General features: G+C 62.1%; 14 protein-coding genes. 6 read left to right on the forward strand and 8 right to left on the reverse strand.

Going from position 1 to position 13311, the window contains the following annotated elements; translation table 11 throughout:
* Positions 1-35 precede the first annotated feature (35 nt).
* Genes BMI87_RS10335 through hmgA form a run of 5 tightly spaced genes read right to left on the reverse strand, consistent with a single transcriptional unit; the run spans position 36 to position 5417 of the window.
* On the reverse strand, positions 36-281 hold the full coding sequence (locus BMI87_RS10335) for a DUF2783 domain-containing protein (RefSeq protein ID WP_078521172.1): 246 nt from the start codon (positions 279-281) through the stop codon (positions 36-38).
* Positions 278-1834, reverse strand: a complete 1557-nt coding sequence (locus BMI87_RS10340; protein ID WP_078521174.1) for an FAD-dependent oxidoreductase — start codon at positions 1832-1834, stop codon at positions 278-280. Before BMI87_RS10340 ends, BMI87_RS10335 begins: the two co-directional genes overlap by 4 nt.
* Before the next feature lie 24 nt (positions 1835-1858).
* Positions 1859-2809 carry an MBL fold metallo-hydrolase gene (locus BMI87_RS10345; protein WP_078521176.1) on the reverse strand — a complete coding sequence of 317 codons (951 nt, stop codon included), beginning with the start codon at positions 2807-2809 and terminating at the stop codon, positions 1859-1861.
* A 17-nt stretch (positions 2810-2826) separates the two neighbouring features.
* Positions 2827-4059, reverse strand: coding sequence for a fumarylacetoacetase (fahA, locus tag BMI87_RS10350; protein ID WP_078521178.1), 1233 nt, complete (start codon positions 4057-4059; stop codon positions 2827-2829).
* Positions 4056-5417 carry a homogentisate 1,2-dioxygenase gene (gene hmgA / locus BMI87_RS10355; protein ID WP_078521180.1) on the reverse strand — a complete coding sequence of 454 codons (1362 nt, stop codon included), beginning with the start codon at positions 5415-5417 and terminating at the stop codon, positions 4056-4058. The genes fahA and hmgA overlap by 4 nt, the downstream gene beginning before the upstream one ends.
* Before the next feature lie 174 nt (positions 5418-5591).
* On the opposite strand from hmgA, the gene BMI87_RS10360 reads away from it, so the two are divergent.
* The 3 genes from BMI87_RS10360 (at position 5592) to maiA (ending at position 7242) form a co-directional block, all read left to right on the forward strand.
* Positions 5592-6044 carry a MarR family winged helix-turn-helix transcriptional regulator gene (locus BMI87_RS10360; RefSeq protein WP_078521182.1) on the forward strand — a complete coding sequence of 151 codons (453 nt, stop codon included), beginning with the start codon at positions 5592-5594 and terminating at the stop codon, positions 6042-6044.
* A gap of 125 nt (positions 6045-6169) precedes the next feature.
* On the forward strand, positions 6170-6628 hold the full coding sequence (locus BMI87_RS10365) for a MarR family winged helix-turn-helix transcriptional regulator (protein ID WP_078521184.1): 459 nt from the start codon (positions 6170-6172) through the stop codon (positions 6626-6628).
* Positions 6625-7242, forward strand: a complete 618-nt coding sequence (maiA, locus tag BMI87_RS10370; protein ID WP_078521186.1) for a maleylacetoacetate isomerase — start codon at positions 6625-6627, stop codon at positions 7240-7242. The genes BMI87_RS10365 and maiA overlap by 4 nt, the downstream gene beginning before the upstream one ends.
* A gap of 57 nt (positions 7243-7299) precedes the next feature.
* Here maiA and BMI87_RS10375 read toward each other — a convergent pair whose 3' ends face one another.
* Genes BMI87_RS10375 through BMI87_RS10385 form a run of 3 tightly spaced genes read right to left on the reverse strand, consistent with a single transcriptional unit; the run spans position 7300 to position 10206 of the window.
* Positions 7300-8652 (reverse strand): aminotransferase class III-fold pyridoxal phosphate-dependent enzyme, encoded by a 1353-nt coding sequence (locus BMI87_RS10375; protein ID WP_078521188.1) that lies wholly within the window; start codon positions 8650-8652, stop codon positions 7300-7302.
* Between the two features lie 11 nt (positions 8653-8663).
* Positions 8664-9311 carry an HAD-IA family hydrolase gene (locus BMI87_RS10380; protein ID WP_078521190.1) on the reverse strand — a complete coding sequence of 216 codons (648 nt, stop codon included), beginning with the start codon at positions 9309-9311 and terminating at the stop codon, positions 8664-8666.
* Positions 9304-10206: an IclR family transcriptional regulator gene (locus BMI87_RS10385; RefSeq protein ID WP_246832685.1), complete on the reverse strand. Its 903-nt coding sequence runs from the start codon at positions 10204-10206 to the stop codon at positions 9304-9306. Before BMI87_RS10385 ends, BMI87_RS10380 begins: the two co-directional genes overlap by 8 nt.
* Before the next feature lie 12 nt (positions 10207-10218).
* Here BMI87_RS10385 and BMI87_RS10390 point away from each other — a divergent pair, with 12 nt between their 5' ends.
* The 3 genes from BMI87_RS10390 to BMI87_RS10400 are packed head-to-tail and all read left to right on the forward strand — an operon-like array spanning position 10219 to position 13309.
* Positions 10219-11172 carry a tripartite tricarboxylate transporter substrate binding protein gene (locus BMI87_RS10390; protein ID WP_078521194.1) on the forward strand — a complete coding sequence of 318 codons (954 nt, stop codon included), beginning with the start codon at positions 10219-10221 and terminating at the stop codon, positions 11170-11172.
* The gene (locus tag BMI87_RS10395; RefSeq protein WP_078521196.1) at positions 11162-11773 is read left to right on the forward strand and encodes a tripartite tricarboxylate transporter TctB family protein; all 612 of its coding nucleotides are present in this window, start codon (positions 11162-11164) and stop codon (positions 11771-11773) included. The genes BMI87_RS10390 and BMI87_RS10395 overlap by 11 nt, the downstream gene beginning before the upstream one ends.
* A 12-nt stretch (positions 11774-11785) precedes the next feature.
* On the forward strand, positions 11786-13309 hold the full coding sequence (locus BMI87_RS10400) for a tripartite tricarboxylate transporter permease (RefSeq protein WP_078521199.1): 1524 nt from the start codon (positions 11786-11788) through the stop codon (positions 13307-13309).
* Positions 13310-13311: the final 2 nt, after the last annotated feature.

The raw sequence follows: 13311 nt of genomic DNA on the forward strand, positions 1-13311 counted from the left end.
CCTCCCCTGATGACGAAGCCTCGGGCCGAGCCCGATTAACTTAACGTGTTAACTTCATTCGCAGTCGTGTCACTTGTCAACTTCGCCTTGCGTCCGCTCTGCCGTGCGAGCGCAAAAGCTTCTTCCAGAACCTCCGGATCGCCGACGTGATTCATCAAGATCAGAACGAGCCGCGCGTTGAGTGCTGCACTCTCCGCTTCCGTCAGCCCTTTATGTGTCGCGATCAATTTCTCGTAGAGCGCGTCGTGATCCTTGATATTGAGTTCGGTCTGCAAGCTCATGCCCGTCCCTCCTTGATCGCGGTGAGATGGTCGATGACCTGGGCGGGCTCTGCCGTTTCCCAGCGCGCCGCGATAATCTGGTCGGGGCGGATCAGGTAGAGCCCTGCCGTCGCCTGCCCGAGATAGCGCGCGCTCAGCTCCGGCGTGACCTCGAGCGCGAGCGTATTCTGGCCATCAACCTCAGGCGCCTTGCAGCCAATCGCGAGCAGGGTGAACTGGCCCGCAAGCTTTTGTAGGAGCCATTCATTCCCGAGAGGCGCGTCCGGCGCGACTTTCCCGGGGCGGCTCACATCCGGCATCGCCGCGACGTTCGGCGCAGCATCGAGCGGATAGCAACACGGAAGGCTGAGCCGCCCGGAATTGACCATCGGCCGCGCAAAAGGCGCATGTTCCGAAAGCGCCAGAACCGCGTCGCGGAACCAGCGCTCAGCGCCGGCACGAGGCGACATGAACCGTGTCGTCCGGCTGGAATTGGTCAGGTTCTCATCCGAGCCATAGGTGCGTTCCGCATCATAGCGCTCAAGAAGTTCCGGGCTTGCTCCGTCATTGATAATCGCGGCAAGCCGCCAACCGAGCGCATCGACATCCTGCAGGCCGCCATTGCCGCCACGTGCGCCGAACGGGGAAACGACATGGGCGCTGTCGCCCACGAAGATCACACGATCATGCACGAACTTCTCGAGCCTGCGGCACTGGAACGTGTAGATCGACGTCCAGTCGAGCTTGAAGTCCGAATGACCCACTGCCTTCTCGATACGCGGGATGATCCGCTCGGGCTTGCGCTCTTCCTCCGGGTCTGCCTCCCAACCGAGCTGAAGGTCGATGCGGTAGATATTGTCGGGCTGCTTGTGCAGAAGCGCCGACTGCCCGGCGTGGAATTCCGGCTCGAACCAGAACCACCGCTCGGACGGAAAATCGGCCTGCATTTCGATATCGGCGATGAGGAAACGCTCCTCGAACAGCTCGCCTTCGAAATCGAGCCCCATCATCTGGCGAATGGGTGAACGCGCCCCGTCGCAGGCCAGCAGATAGTCTGCTTCAAGCGCGTATTCACCATCGGGCGTTTCGATCTGCACAACCGCACAATCGTCGGTCTGGCTCAGCCCGGTGACCTTGTTCTTGAAACGGAGGTCGATCAGCGGATGGGCCAGCGCCGCCTCGACCAGATACTCCTCAACATAGTATTGCTGCAGGTTCACGAATGCGGGCATCTTGTGGCCGTCTTCAGGCAGCAGGTCGAAGTTGAAGACCTCGCGCGCCCCGTGCCGGGTGCGCCCGACCTTCCAGGTCACGCCTTTCTGCACGCAGGCATCGCCCACGCCGAGACGGTCGAGAATTTCGAGCGAGCGTTTCGACCAGCAGATCGCGCGGCTGCCGACCGAAACGACGTTGTTGTCATCGAGGATGACGGAGCCCACGCCGTGGTTCGCAAGCTCGATCGCAGCCGCAAGACCAATCGGCCCAGCGCCCACGATGATGACCTTGTGGCGTGCCTCCGGCCCCGAAAGGCCGGGAGGCGCTACATAGTCGAACGGTTTGTAATCATACGGCATGGCTCTCCTCCCTCCCGGCTCTCCTCAGCCTTGCAAAGCGTTCCACATTTCCTGATCGCGCTCAGCCGTCCAGACACGCGGGGTGTCGATGCCGCGGGCCTCGTCATAGGCGCGCGCCACATTGAACGGCAGGCAATGTTCGTAGATCGCGTAATCGGCGAATTTTGGATCGCAGGCTTCGCGCACCGCGTCCCATGCCTCTTTCAGGGTGCCGCCGCGGGCCACCACACGTTCCACCGGCTTGTAGCTCGAGCGGATGAAGTCGGCGGTGTTTTCCAGCGCCTCGGTGACCATCTCCTCACCGACCAGCGCATCGCCCCGACCGGGCGCAATCGCCTTGGGCTCGAAAGCCGCGATATTGGCCAGCGTCTCGGGCCAGTCCTGATAGTGCCCGTCGCCGCAATAGCAGGCCGAGTGATACTCGACGATGTCACCGGTGAACATGACCTCCTGATCCGGAACCCAGATCACCGCGTCGCCTGCGGTATGGGCGCGGCCGAGATGCATGATATCGACGCGGCGGTTGCCCAGATAAACCGTCATCTGGTCCGAGAAGGTCGTGGTCGGCCAGGTCAGACCCGGGATTTCCTCATGGCCTTGGAACAGGCGCGGGAAACGACCGAATTCACTGTCCCAGTCTTCCTGACCGCGTTCGGCGACCTGAGCGCGCGAGGTGTCGGACATGATGACTTCGCGGGCACCATAGGCCGATGCGCCGAGAACGCGCACGGCATGGTAGTGGGTCAGCACGAGGTGGCTGATCGGCTTGTCGGTCACCGAGCGGACGCATTCGATCACCTTGCGCGCAAGGCGCGGAGTGGCCTGCGCCTCAACGATCATCACGCTGTCGTCGCCGATGATCACACCGGTGTTGGGGTCACCTTCCGCGGTGAAGGCATACAGCCCCTCGCCCACCTGGGTGAAGCTGATTTTCTTGTCTTCCATGTCGCCTTGCGACGCGAATGCCTTGGCCATGAGATGCCTCCTTATTCCTAAGCCCAGTCCGGCAAGGCGCGGGCGGGCAGAACCTGCCCCGCGCAATCACCGAACCCGATGCGGTATCCTTCGCCCTGCGCAGCACCGCGCAGGGTCAGTGTGTCACCATCCTCGATGAAGCTGCGGGTCGAGCCGTCGGGAAGCTCCAGCGGCTCCTTGCCCGACCAGCTGAGTTCGAGCAGCGAGCCCCGGCTGTCTTTCTCGGTGCCCGAGATCGTGCCCGAGCCCAGCAGATCGCCAACGCGCATGGCGCAGCCCGACGTAGTGTGATGGGCCAGCTGCTGCGCGGCGGAGTAGTAGAGCATCGAGGTATTGGTGCGAGAAATCACCGCTTCCTCGCCGCCCTCGGGGCGCAAAGCGACCTCCAGGTCGATGTCGTAATTCATCGGCCCCGGCTCGCGCAGATACGGCAGGAGCGGTCGCTCGCGCTCGGGCGTCGGGACCCGGAACGGCTCCAGCGCGGCGCGGGTCACGATCCACGGGCTGATCGTGGTCGCGGTCGCCTTGGCCTGGAACGGACCGAGCGGCACGTATTCCCAAGCCTGGATGTCGCGCGCCGACCAGTCGTTGAGCAGCACATAGCCGAAGATCATGTCATCGGCCTGACCGACCGAGATCATGCCTTCGGAGGGCTGGCCGACGATCGCGCCGAATTCCAGTTCGATGTCGAAGCGCGCCGAGGGGGCGAAACGCGGCAGATCCTCGTTCGGGCCTTTCACCTGCCCGTTGGGGCGGGTGACCGGCGTACCCGAAACGACGACTGACGAGGCGCGGCCGTTATAACCGATCGGGATCGACAGCCAGTTCGCCGGCAGCGCGTTTTCCGCCCCCCGGAAGATCGTGCCGACATTGGTCGCGTGGTTTTTGCCTGCGTAGAAATCGGTGTACTCGGCCACGCGGAACGGCATCAGCATCTTCGCGCCGGACTGCGGCACCAGATGCGGCTCGACCGCCGACTTATGCGTCTCGTCAGAGAGAAGCTCGGTCAGCCGCGCGCGCAGCTTGGACCAGGCCTCCGGGCCGGCTTCCATGACGCGGTTCCAAGCGGGCTCGGCAAAGAGCTCCGCCGGAAGCCCGTGATCCACCTTGGCCACATCAAGTATCATATCTCCGATCGCGACGCCCATCCGCGCCCCCTTCCCGTCGTCGAAGACGCCGTAGGGCAGGTTCTGGATCGGAAAGTCGGTATCGCCCTGTGCGGACGACACCCAGCTGGTCTTGTCGGTCATTTGATCCCCGGTTTTCCGTCGAATTTCTTCTCGATGCTGTCCCAACAGTCGATGTAATCGTCCTGAAGGGGCGCTTCCTTCGCCGCGAATTCGGTCAGCATCTGCGGGAAGCGCGTCTCGAACATGAATTGCATCGTATCGGCCTGATAGACCGGCTCCATCGGCTCGTTCGATGCATGTTCGAAGGCGTTGCGATCCGGCCCGTGCGGCAGCATCATGTTGTGCAGGCTCATCCCGCCCGGCACGAAGCCCTGCGGCTTGGCATCGTAGATGCCGTAGATGTTGCCCATCAGCTCGGACATGATGTTCTTGTGATACCACGGCGGACGGAAGGTGTGCTCCGCAACCATCCAACGCTCGCGGAACAGCACGAAATCGATATTCGCGGTACCTTCCTGCCCCGAGGGCGCGGTGAGCACGGTGAAGATCGACGGATCGGGGTGATCAAACAGGATCGCGCCGACCGGGCTGTAAGTGCGCAGGTCGTATTTATAGGCGCAGTAGTTCCCGTGCCATGCCACCACGTCGAGCGGGCTGTGGCCGATGAAGGTCTCGTGGAACTGCCCGCACCACTTGATGACGACCCGGCTTTTCGCATCACGGTCTTCGAAGGCCGCGACGGGGCATTTGAAGTCGCGCGGGTTGGCAAGGCAGTTCGCGCCGATCGGACCGCGGCCCGGCAGGTCGAACTTCTGGCCATAGTTTTCGCAGACAAAGCCGCGTGCAGGCCCGTCGAGAAGCTCGACGCGATACACGAGACCGCGCGGCAGGATCGCGATTTCCTTGGGCTCGAGGTCGATGATCCCGAGCTCGGTGCAGAAGCGCAGACGCCCCTCCTGCGGGACCACCAGCAATTCGCTGTCGGCCGAAAAGAAATACTCGTCTTCCATCGATTTGGTGACGAGGTAGATATGGCTCGCCATGCCGACCTGAGTATTCACGTCGCCGGCCGTGGTGACCGTGCGCATCCCGGTGATCCAGGTCAGCTCTTCGTCGGTATGCGGCACCGGATCCCAGCGATACTGACCAAGGCTGATCACGTCGGGATCGATATTAGGTGCGGATTTCCAATACGGCACGTCGATCTTCTCGAACCGACCGGTGTGCTTCACCGAGGGTCGGATACGGTAGCACCACGTGCGCTCGTTCTGGCCGCGCGGCGCGGTGAAAGCGGTGCCCGAAAGCTGCTCGGCATAGAGGCCATATTCGACCTTCTGCGGACTGTTCTGCCCCTGAGGCAGAGCGCCGGGCAGCGCCTCGGTTTCGAAGTCATTGCCAAAACCGGGCATATAACCTTCATGCGTGCCGGTGGTGCCGGTCGCGCGGATCATGCCCTTCGGAAGCGCCTGATCGGTCATGAGATCCTCCAATCCCTTGGTCACGGGCAGCGCGGAAAGCTGCGGTTTCGAACCTGGCCTGATTTTTCGTTTCATTCGCAACGAAGTCAAGGATATTTATTGCACTCGCAATGAATTCACCGCTGTATTATGATGGTGCGGATATAAAAAATGTTCGAAAGCAGGGAGTTGAGGATGTCTGAAGATGCAGCTGAGATGCCCGAATTTGATCTCTACAGCTTTACCCCCTACCGGCTGGCCGTAGCTGCCGAGAAACTTTCGGAGCGGCTCGCCCGGCAATATCGAGACCGGTTCGGCATCTCGATTCCCGAATGGCGCGTCCTCGTCCATCTCGCACAGAGCGATGACGTGTCGGTGCGGGACATCGAAGCGCGGGTGGCGATGGAAAAATCCAAGGTCTCGCGCGCGGCGTCCCGGCTGGAGGCCAGCGGGCTGATCGCGAAGACCCGCCACGAAGGCGACAAACGACTGGTCAAGCTGCGACTTACCGCGAATGGCCGCGCAATGATGGCGGAGCTTCTGGTGCTGGCGAACGCCTTCCAAGCCGAGTTGGTGGCAGAACTTGGCGACGCGGCCACAAATCTGGAGACCGGTCTGGACCGGCTTCTCGCACTCCCACCACGGTAAACGACATGGCTTCCCGGTCGTTTGGTGCAGTCGACTGCACATCGCCGCCGCTTTGTCGTTGCAAATGAAACGTGTTTTGTGCTTCTTTGTTGCAAGCGCAACAAAACACAGATGCCCACGCGACGATGACCCGACACGAGACCGATACGCCGCTGCCCGAGTTCCAGCTCGATGATTTCCTGCCCTATCTGATGGCGGAGATCGCGACGAAGCTGAGCGACGAGTTGGCTCAAGGCTATCGCGAGGCCGGGCTGAGCATGCCGCAATGGCGAGTGATGGTTCACCTCAGCCATGCCGGGCCGGTGTCGGTGCGCGATATCGAACGGCGCGTCTCGCTGGAGCGGCCCAAGGTCAGCCGGGCCGCGGCGGCGCTGGAACAGGCGGGGCTTGTGACGAAACGCCCCGACCCCTCCGACGGACGCCTGATCGCGCTCAGCCTGACCCCGACCGGACGCGAGTTGATGGCCAAACTTCTACCGCGTGCCATCGCCTATCAATCGGATCTGGAGTCACTTCTGGGCCGCGATCTGGCGGGGCTGCGACGCGGCATGGACAAACTGCTTACAAAGAAGGCGGCACAATGACGGTGCTCTATGATTACTGGCGGTCCTCGGCGAGTTACCGGGTCCGGATCGCCCTCGGTCTGGCCGGAATGGACTGGACGAGCGTTTCCGTCGACTTGACCAAGGGCGAGCAGACCGAGCCCGCGCATCTTACGCGCAATCCGCAAGGGCTGGTTCCTGCGATTGAACTCGACGGAAAGTGCTTCACCCAATCCCTGGCGATTCTCGAATTTCTCGATGAGACGCGTGATCTAAACCTGCTGCCCGGCGATGCCGCTGAACGCGCCAATATCCGTGCTCTCGCCCATGCCGTCGCCATCGATATTCACCCGATCTGCAATCTTCGCGTCGCCAAACACGCAGTCGCCGCCTCTGAGGGAGCGATCACGATGGAGGGCTGGATGCAGGCGTTTATCGGGCCCGGCCTACAGGCGCTGGAAGCGATGGTGGATGCAGGCGATTACTGCCACGGATCGTCGGTCACTCTGGCCGATCTGTGCCTCGTGCCGCAGCTCTACAATGCGCAGCGCTGGAAGGTCGACCTGACAGGGATGCCGAAATTGACCCGGATCGGCGCGCATCTCGAAAGCCTGCCCGCCTTCGCCGCGGCGCATCCCGACAAAACCCCGCATTGAGGCCCATACAGACAGCTTGAATGCACCCGGCCCGCAGATGCAGGCCGGGCGTTTTCGTCAGACCGCCGACAGCCCTGCGTCGAGCGCGCCGAGGATCGTGGCGATGTTCTCTTCGGTCACGATCAGCGAGGGGGACAGGATCACGTTATTGCCCGAGATCCTAACCATCGCGCCCGTCTCGTAGGCACCGCGATGAACCTTGGCGATGCTGGCCTTGTCGATCGGCGCCTTGGTCGCGCGATCCGAGACCAGCTCCAGCGCGCACATGAGACCACGTCCGCCACGCACATCACCCACGATGTCGTGCTTTTTCTGGAGATCGAGCAACCCTTCATAGAGCTGGGCCCCACGCGCGGCTGCGTTGTCCTTGACGTTGAGCGCCTGCGTCTCTTTCAGGCAGGCAATCGCCGCCGCCGCGCCGACCGGATGGCCCGAATAGGTGTAGCCAGAGCCGATCGCCGCCTTGCCGGTGGTATCGGTTTCGAACACTTCGGCCACGCGCCCCGAAATCATCACGGCGCCGAAGGGGAAATACCCATTCGTGATCGCCTTGGCGGTCGTCATCATATCCGGCTGCACCCCCCAGAGCCGCGAGCCCGACCAGGCCCCCGTGCGACCGAAGGCGGTGATCACCTCATCGGCGATCAGCAGAATGCCGTATTTGTCGCAGATTGCCCGTACGCCGGGCATGAAACTCTCATGCGGGACGATCACGCCCCCTGCCCCGAGGATCGGCTCCATGATCATTGCGGCGATTGTCTCGGCGCCCTGGAACTTGATCTCGTCTTCCAGCGCAGCGAGGCAGAGCTGCGCCAGCTTCTCGGGATCGGTTTCGTTGAAGGGGTTGCGGTAGGTATAGGGCGCCGGGATGTGGTAGCAGCCCGGCATCAGCGGTTCGTACTGAGTGCGGAAATTGGCGTTGCCGTTGACGCTTGCGCCCAGCGTATGGGTGCCGTGATAGCCCTTCTTGAGCGAGAGGTATTTCACCCGGCCCGCCTCGCCGCGCAGCTTGTGATATTGCCGCGCCAGACGCAGCGCGATCTCGACCGAATCCGAACCGCCCGAGGTGTAGAACGCGCGCTCCAGCCCGTCGGGAGCGAAAAACTCGGCCAGCATCTCCCCCAGTTCGATCACCGCGTCGTTCGTGGTGCCGCGAAAGATCGAGTAATAGGGCAGACGGTCGAGCTGTGCGGCAATGGCGTCCTTCACCGGCTGGCACGAGAACCCGAGATTGACGTTCCAAAGCCCGCCCACACCGTCGACCGTCTTGTGGCCATCGACATCGGTGATCGTCACTCCGCCGCCCGCCACGATGATCTCGGGCAGATTCTTCTGGCTGTCCGCGGGATGCGCCATCGGGTGCCAGATCGAACGGGCGTTGCGCTCTTTCAGGAAATTCTCGTCTTTCATGTCGGTCCTCATCATAGGCCCAGCAGGCGCAGCGCGGTGGCGTAGCCCTGAGCGGGAGATTGCACATCGAAGTGAACGGGGATCATGCCGACGGCCTCGGCGCCGCGAATGTTGCGCAGCTGGTCATCGACGAAAACGCAGGCTTCGGCCGGAAGGTCGAGCGCCTCGAGCACACCGTGATAGGCGCGCGGGTCGGGTTTCAGAATCTTGGTATAGGTCGCGTCGATCACAGCATCGAACCGGCGAAGGAAGGGCAGCTTCTCGCGGAAATCCGCGCCGTAGAACAGATCGAGCTCGTTGGACAGGATCGCGAGGCGGCACCCTGCAGCCTCAGCCTTGTCGATCGCTGCGAGGAATTCCGGGCGGATCACATCGGCAGGGCTCGCCCCGCGCGCCGCGCGCACGAAATCGGACATCTCGCTCCAGTCGCGTCCGACCAGAGCCGCCACTTCCTGCGTGCGCTGGCGCCAATAGTCGCGCTCCGAGATTTCATCCGCCTGCATCGCGCGCCAGAGCGGGTCGGTCTGAGGCTCGAACGGACCGCGCCAGGTCAAGCTTCCCGACGCAAGACCCAACGCAGCCTCGGTCAGATCATGCGTTTCGAACAGCGTGCGTGAGATCACGCCACCGAAGTCGAGCACGAGCGCGCGCTCAGCCATGCGTCACCTCGCGTTGCTGATAATCCGCAGGAAGCGAACCGCCCATGAGCTCGGACAGTCGGGGCACCCATTTTCGCAGAGCCTCCACCATAGCTGCGCGCTTCTCGGCCCCCGCGCGCGACGAAGGAACCGCGATCGAAACCGCGCCGATCACCGCACCGCCAAGCCCGAAGATCGGACCAGCAAGGGAGGAAACCTCGTCGTCGAAGCCCTTCTCCACCCACACACTGCCATTGGCACGGCATTCCGCCAGCTTTTCGCGCAGGCTATCAGGGTCGACGACGGTCTGGGCGGTGAAGCTCTCCAGCGGCGCATCCAGAACCCGCGCCCGCAGATCGTCTCCGCCGAAGCAAAGCATCACCAAGCCAGAGGCTGTCGCGTGCAGAGGCAGAAGCTGCGACTCGTCGAAAGCGACCTGCGTCCCGTGCAGGCGCGGATCATGATGCACGACCGGCGAAAGCTGCTGGCCTTGCAACAGAGAGACATGGACCAGCTCGCCGACTTCCTGCGCCATCTCTTCGATAAAAGGACGCAACACCGAACGCAGCGGCATATTCGCCTCGCGCACCCCGTAGAGACGCAGAATCGCGGGGCCCAGCCGATAGCCACGGGTCTCCGGGTTCTGTTCGAGAAAGCCGCATTCGGCTAATTCGACGAGATGACGGTGCACCGTAGCCTTATCGCGCTGCGTGAGACGAACATATTCGCTGAGCCCGATCTCGGGGCGCTGAGTGGAGATATAATCCAGCAATTCCAATGCCTTTGTGATCGTTCCCATCGCGCCCTTTGGCAGCCTCCCGTAAAAATTCCGTTCGTTGCAACTGAAACGTTGACAGAAAAGAAAACCCGATGCAAGAATATTTGATACCAATGGTTCAAATAATAAACCACTCAACAGGAGAGCTTCATGACTTCGACCTTCAAGCTGCTGGCAGGGGCGCTCGCCCTCGGCCTCCCGCTTGCCGCGGGCCTGCCCGCGCAGGCCGAGTACCCCGAGAAACCCGTCGAATTCGTCGTCCCGTTCCCGCCGGGCGATCTGGAAGACGTGCTGACCCGGATGATCGCGGACGAGTTCCAGAAGACCTATGGCGTTCCCGCTGCGGTGGTGAACAAGCCCGGCGGCGGCGGCGGCCCCTTCCCCGGCGCGGCCGAGGTCGCACAGGCTCCGGCCGATGGCTACACGGTCGGCTCTTTCGTGATTGACGTGCCCGTGGTCGGCCCCTCGGTTGGCATCCCCGCGCTCAGCCCCGATCCTTTCGAGCCGGTGGGCATTTTCCTGACCTACCCGTTCGTCATCGCCGCCTCAAAGGACGCGCCCTATGCAACGATCGACGAGCTGGCCGCCTATGCCAAGGACCACGACGTCGCACTCGGCCACTTCGGCTCCTTCCTGATCCCGACGCAGGTGACCTTCGCACTCGCGAAGAAAAAGGGCTTCGATTTCGGATCCGAAGCGGCGTTCGACGCGCTCGACTGCAACACGCTGGCCTCGGGCGATGCGGATGTGATCAACACCACCCTGCAACTGATCCTCCCCTGCCTCGACGATATCAACGTGATGGCATCGATCGGGGAAAAGCGTACTCCACTGACGCCCGACACCCCGACGGTCGGTGAATTGGAACCGGATCTCGACCTGGCGCTGTGGGATGGCCTCTTCGTCAAGAAAGGCACTCCTGAGGACGTGCGCGAAAAGATCGCTGCCGTCGCCGAAAAAGTCATGAGCTCGGACAAGGCCAAGGAGCTGGCCGATCAAACGGGTGCGCTGATCTACTGGCAAGATGCCGCGACCGCGACCCAGCGCATCGCGCATGACAGTGAAACCCTCGGCACGATCGACGGTCTAATCAATGGCGAATGAGCCATCCTCTCCAGGCCCCGCGCGCGAGACCCCTCCGCGCGCGGGCGCCCGCTTTGCCCGGGCGATCCGCACCAAGAACCTGGAAGATCTGTTCAAGCGCTATCGCCGTCCCGGTGACATGGCCTTCGCCGTGCTGTTCTTCGCGCTCTCAATCGGTTTGTTGATCGCCCTGCCGTGGCAGACCGAATGGGTCAAACGCACGAAGACCTACGCACAACCCGCCTTCTGGCCGATGATCTCGATCATCGCGATGGTTGTATTCAGCATGTTTCACCTTCTCGGCTCGTTTGTCTCGGAGCGCATTCCCGGCCGATGGCGCGAAGTCATGCAATGGCTACGCTCGCTCGAATATGCGGTGTGGTTCATGGCCTATGTCGCGCTGGTCCCGCTCATCGGATACCTGCCCGCCACGATCCTGTTCAGCTGCGCGATGACGCTGCGTCTGGGATACCGCGGCTGGCGCTGGATGCTGATCTCCGTCCTGTTCTCGGTCGTCGTCGTGGTACTTTTCAAAAGCTTCCTGCAAGTCAAAATCCCCGCCGGACTGATTTACGAGGCCGCCCCTGCGCCCTTCCGCGCAATTCTAATGACCTACTTCTAAGGAGCGTCCCTCATGGACATGCTGCTTTCCGGCGCAGAGATGCTTATGCGCCTCGACGTTATGGTCGCTCTCTTGATCGGTTCGATTGGCGGGGTGATCATCGGTGCGATCCCCGGCGTCGGCCCGGCCGTCGCAATCGCCATCCTGCTGCCCGCGACCTTTGCGATGCCGCCGCTGGTCGGCTTGACCATGCTTCTGGGCATCTACGGGTCATCAATGTTCGGCGGATCGCTGCCCGCAATCCTGATCAACACGCCCGGCACGGCGGTCAACGCGCTGACCACCTATGATGGTCACCCGATGACGAAGAAGGGCGAGGCGTTGCGCGCACTTGGTCTCGCCTATGGAGCCTCGTTCTTCGGCGGCGTCGCCTCGATCATCGCTCTGATCCTGCTTTCACCCGTGCTGGCGAAAATCGCGCCGATGTTCGGCTCGCGCGAGATTTTCCTGGCCGCGCTGCTGGGTATCGTCCTGGTGATCCTCGCCCATCGCGGCCAGACCTTCGCGGCCGGAATGTTGGCGGCCTTCGGAATTTTTCTGCAGACCGTCGGGCTGGAGCCCGTCAAATACACGATGCGCTTCACCTTTGGTTTCGACTTCCTGAATTCGGGCTTTGATTTGATCGTGGTGGTTCTGGGGCTTTTCGCGCTGAGCCAAGCCTTCCTCCTGCTGATCGAACCGGAATCGGCACCTCATGCGCAACGCATCGAAGGCTCGATGGGACGGGCGATGATGGGTGTCCTTCGCCACAAAAGGGTGGCGGGCTTTGCCGCCAGCTGCGGCGTGATGATGGGGATGATCCCCGGCGTCGGCGAATTTACCGCGCAGTTTCTTTCCTACACCTACGCACAGAAAACCTCGAAGACGCCCGAGGAATTCGGCAAAGGCAGCCCCGAAGGCCTGATCGCCTCGGAGGCGGCGAACAATGCGGTTCCTGCCGCCGCGATGATCCCGCTACTGGCGCTCGGCATCCCGGGCGAGGCGCTCACCGCAATGATGCTATCGGTCTTCTACGTCCATAACGTGATCCCCGGCCCGCAGCTGTTCCAGAACAAGCTCGATTTCGTCTACGCGCTCTATATCGCGATGATTTTGCTCAACATCATCGTGGTGTTGTTTATGCTCGTCTCGTCGAACTGGCTGCTCAAGATCATCCAGATCCCGACGCGCTTCCTCGGCATGATGATCCTCGTGCTCAGCTTCGTCGGCGTCTATTCACTGCGCAACTCGATTGTGGACTGCGCGATCGCTGCCGCGTTCGGTGTCCTCGGACTGATCCTGAAACGGCAAAACCTGCCGATCGTCCCGATCGTTTTGGGCATGGTTCTGGGCGGCATCATGGAAACCAAGTTGCGGTCGTCGATGGCGCGCGTGCACGTGCCGATCGACTTCTTCGACCGTCCGATCGCGGCAATCCTCGGATTGGCCATAGGCGGACTTCTGATCGCCCATTTCGCGAGCCTTTACCGCGAGCGCCAGAACCGCGAGCCAGAGAGCACGCACGATCACGACATGCATGACAGCTTCACGAGGTAAGC

This window comes from Thioclava sp. F28-4, from assembly GCF_002020045.1.
Lineage (GTDB): Bacteria > Pseudomonadota > Alphaproteobacteria > Rhodobacterales > Rhodobacteraceae > Thioclava > Thioclava sediminum.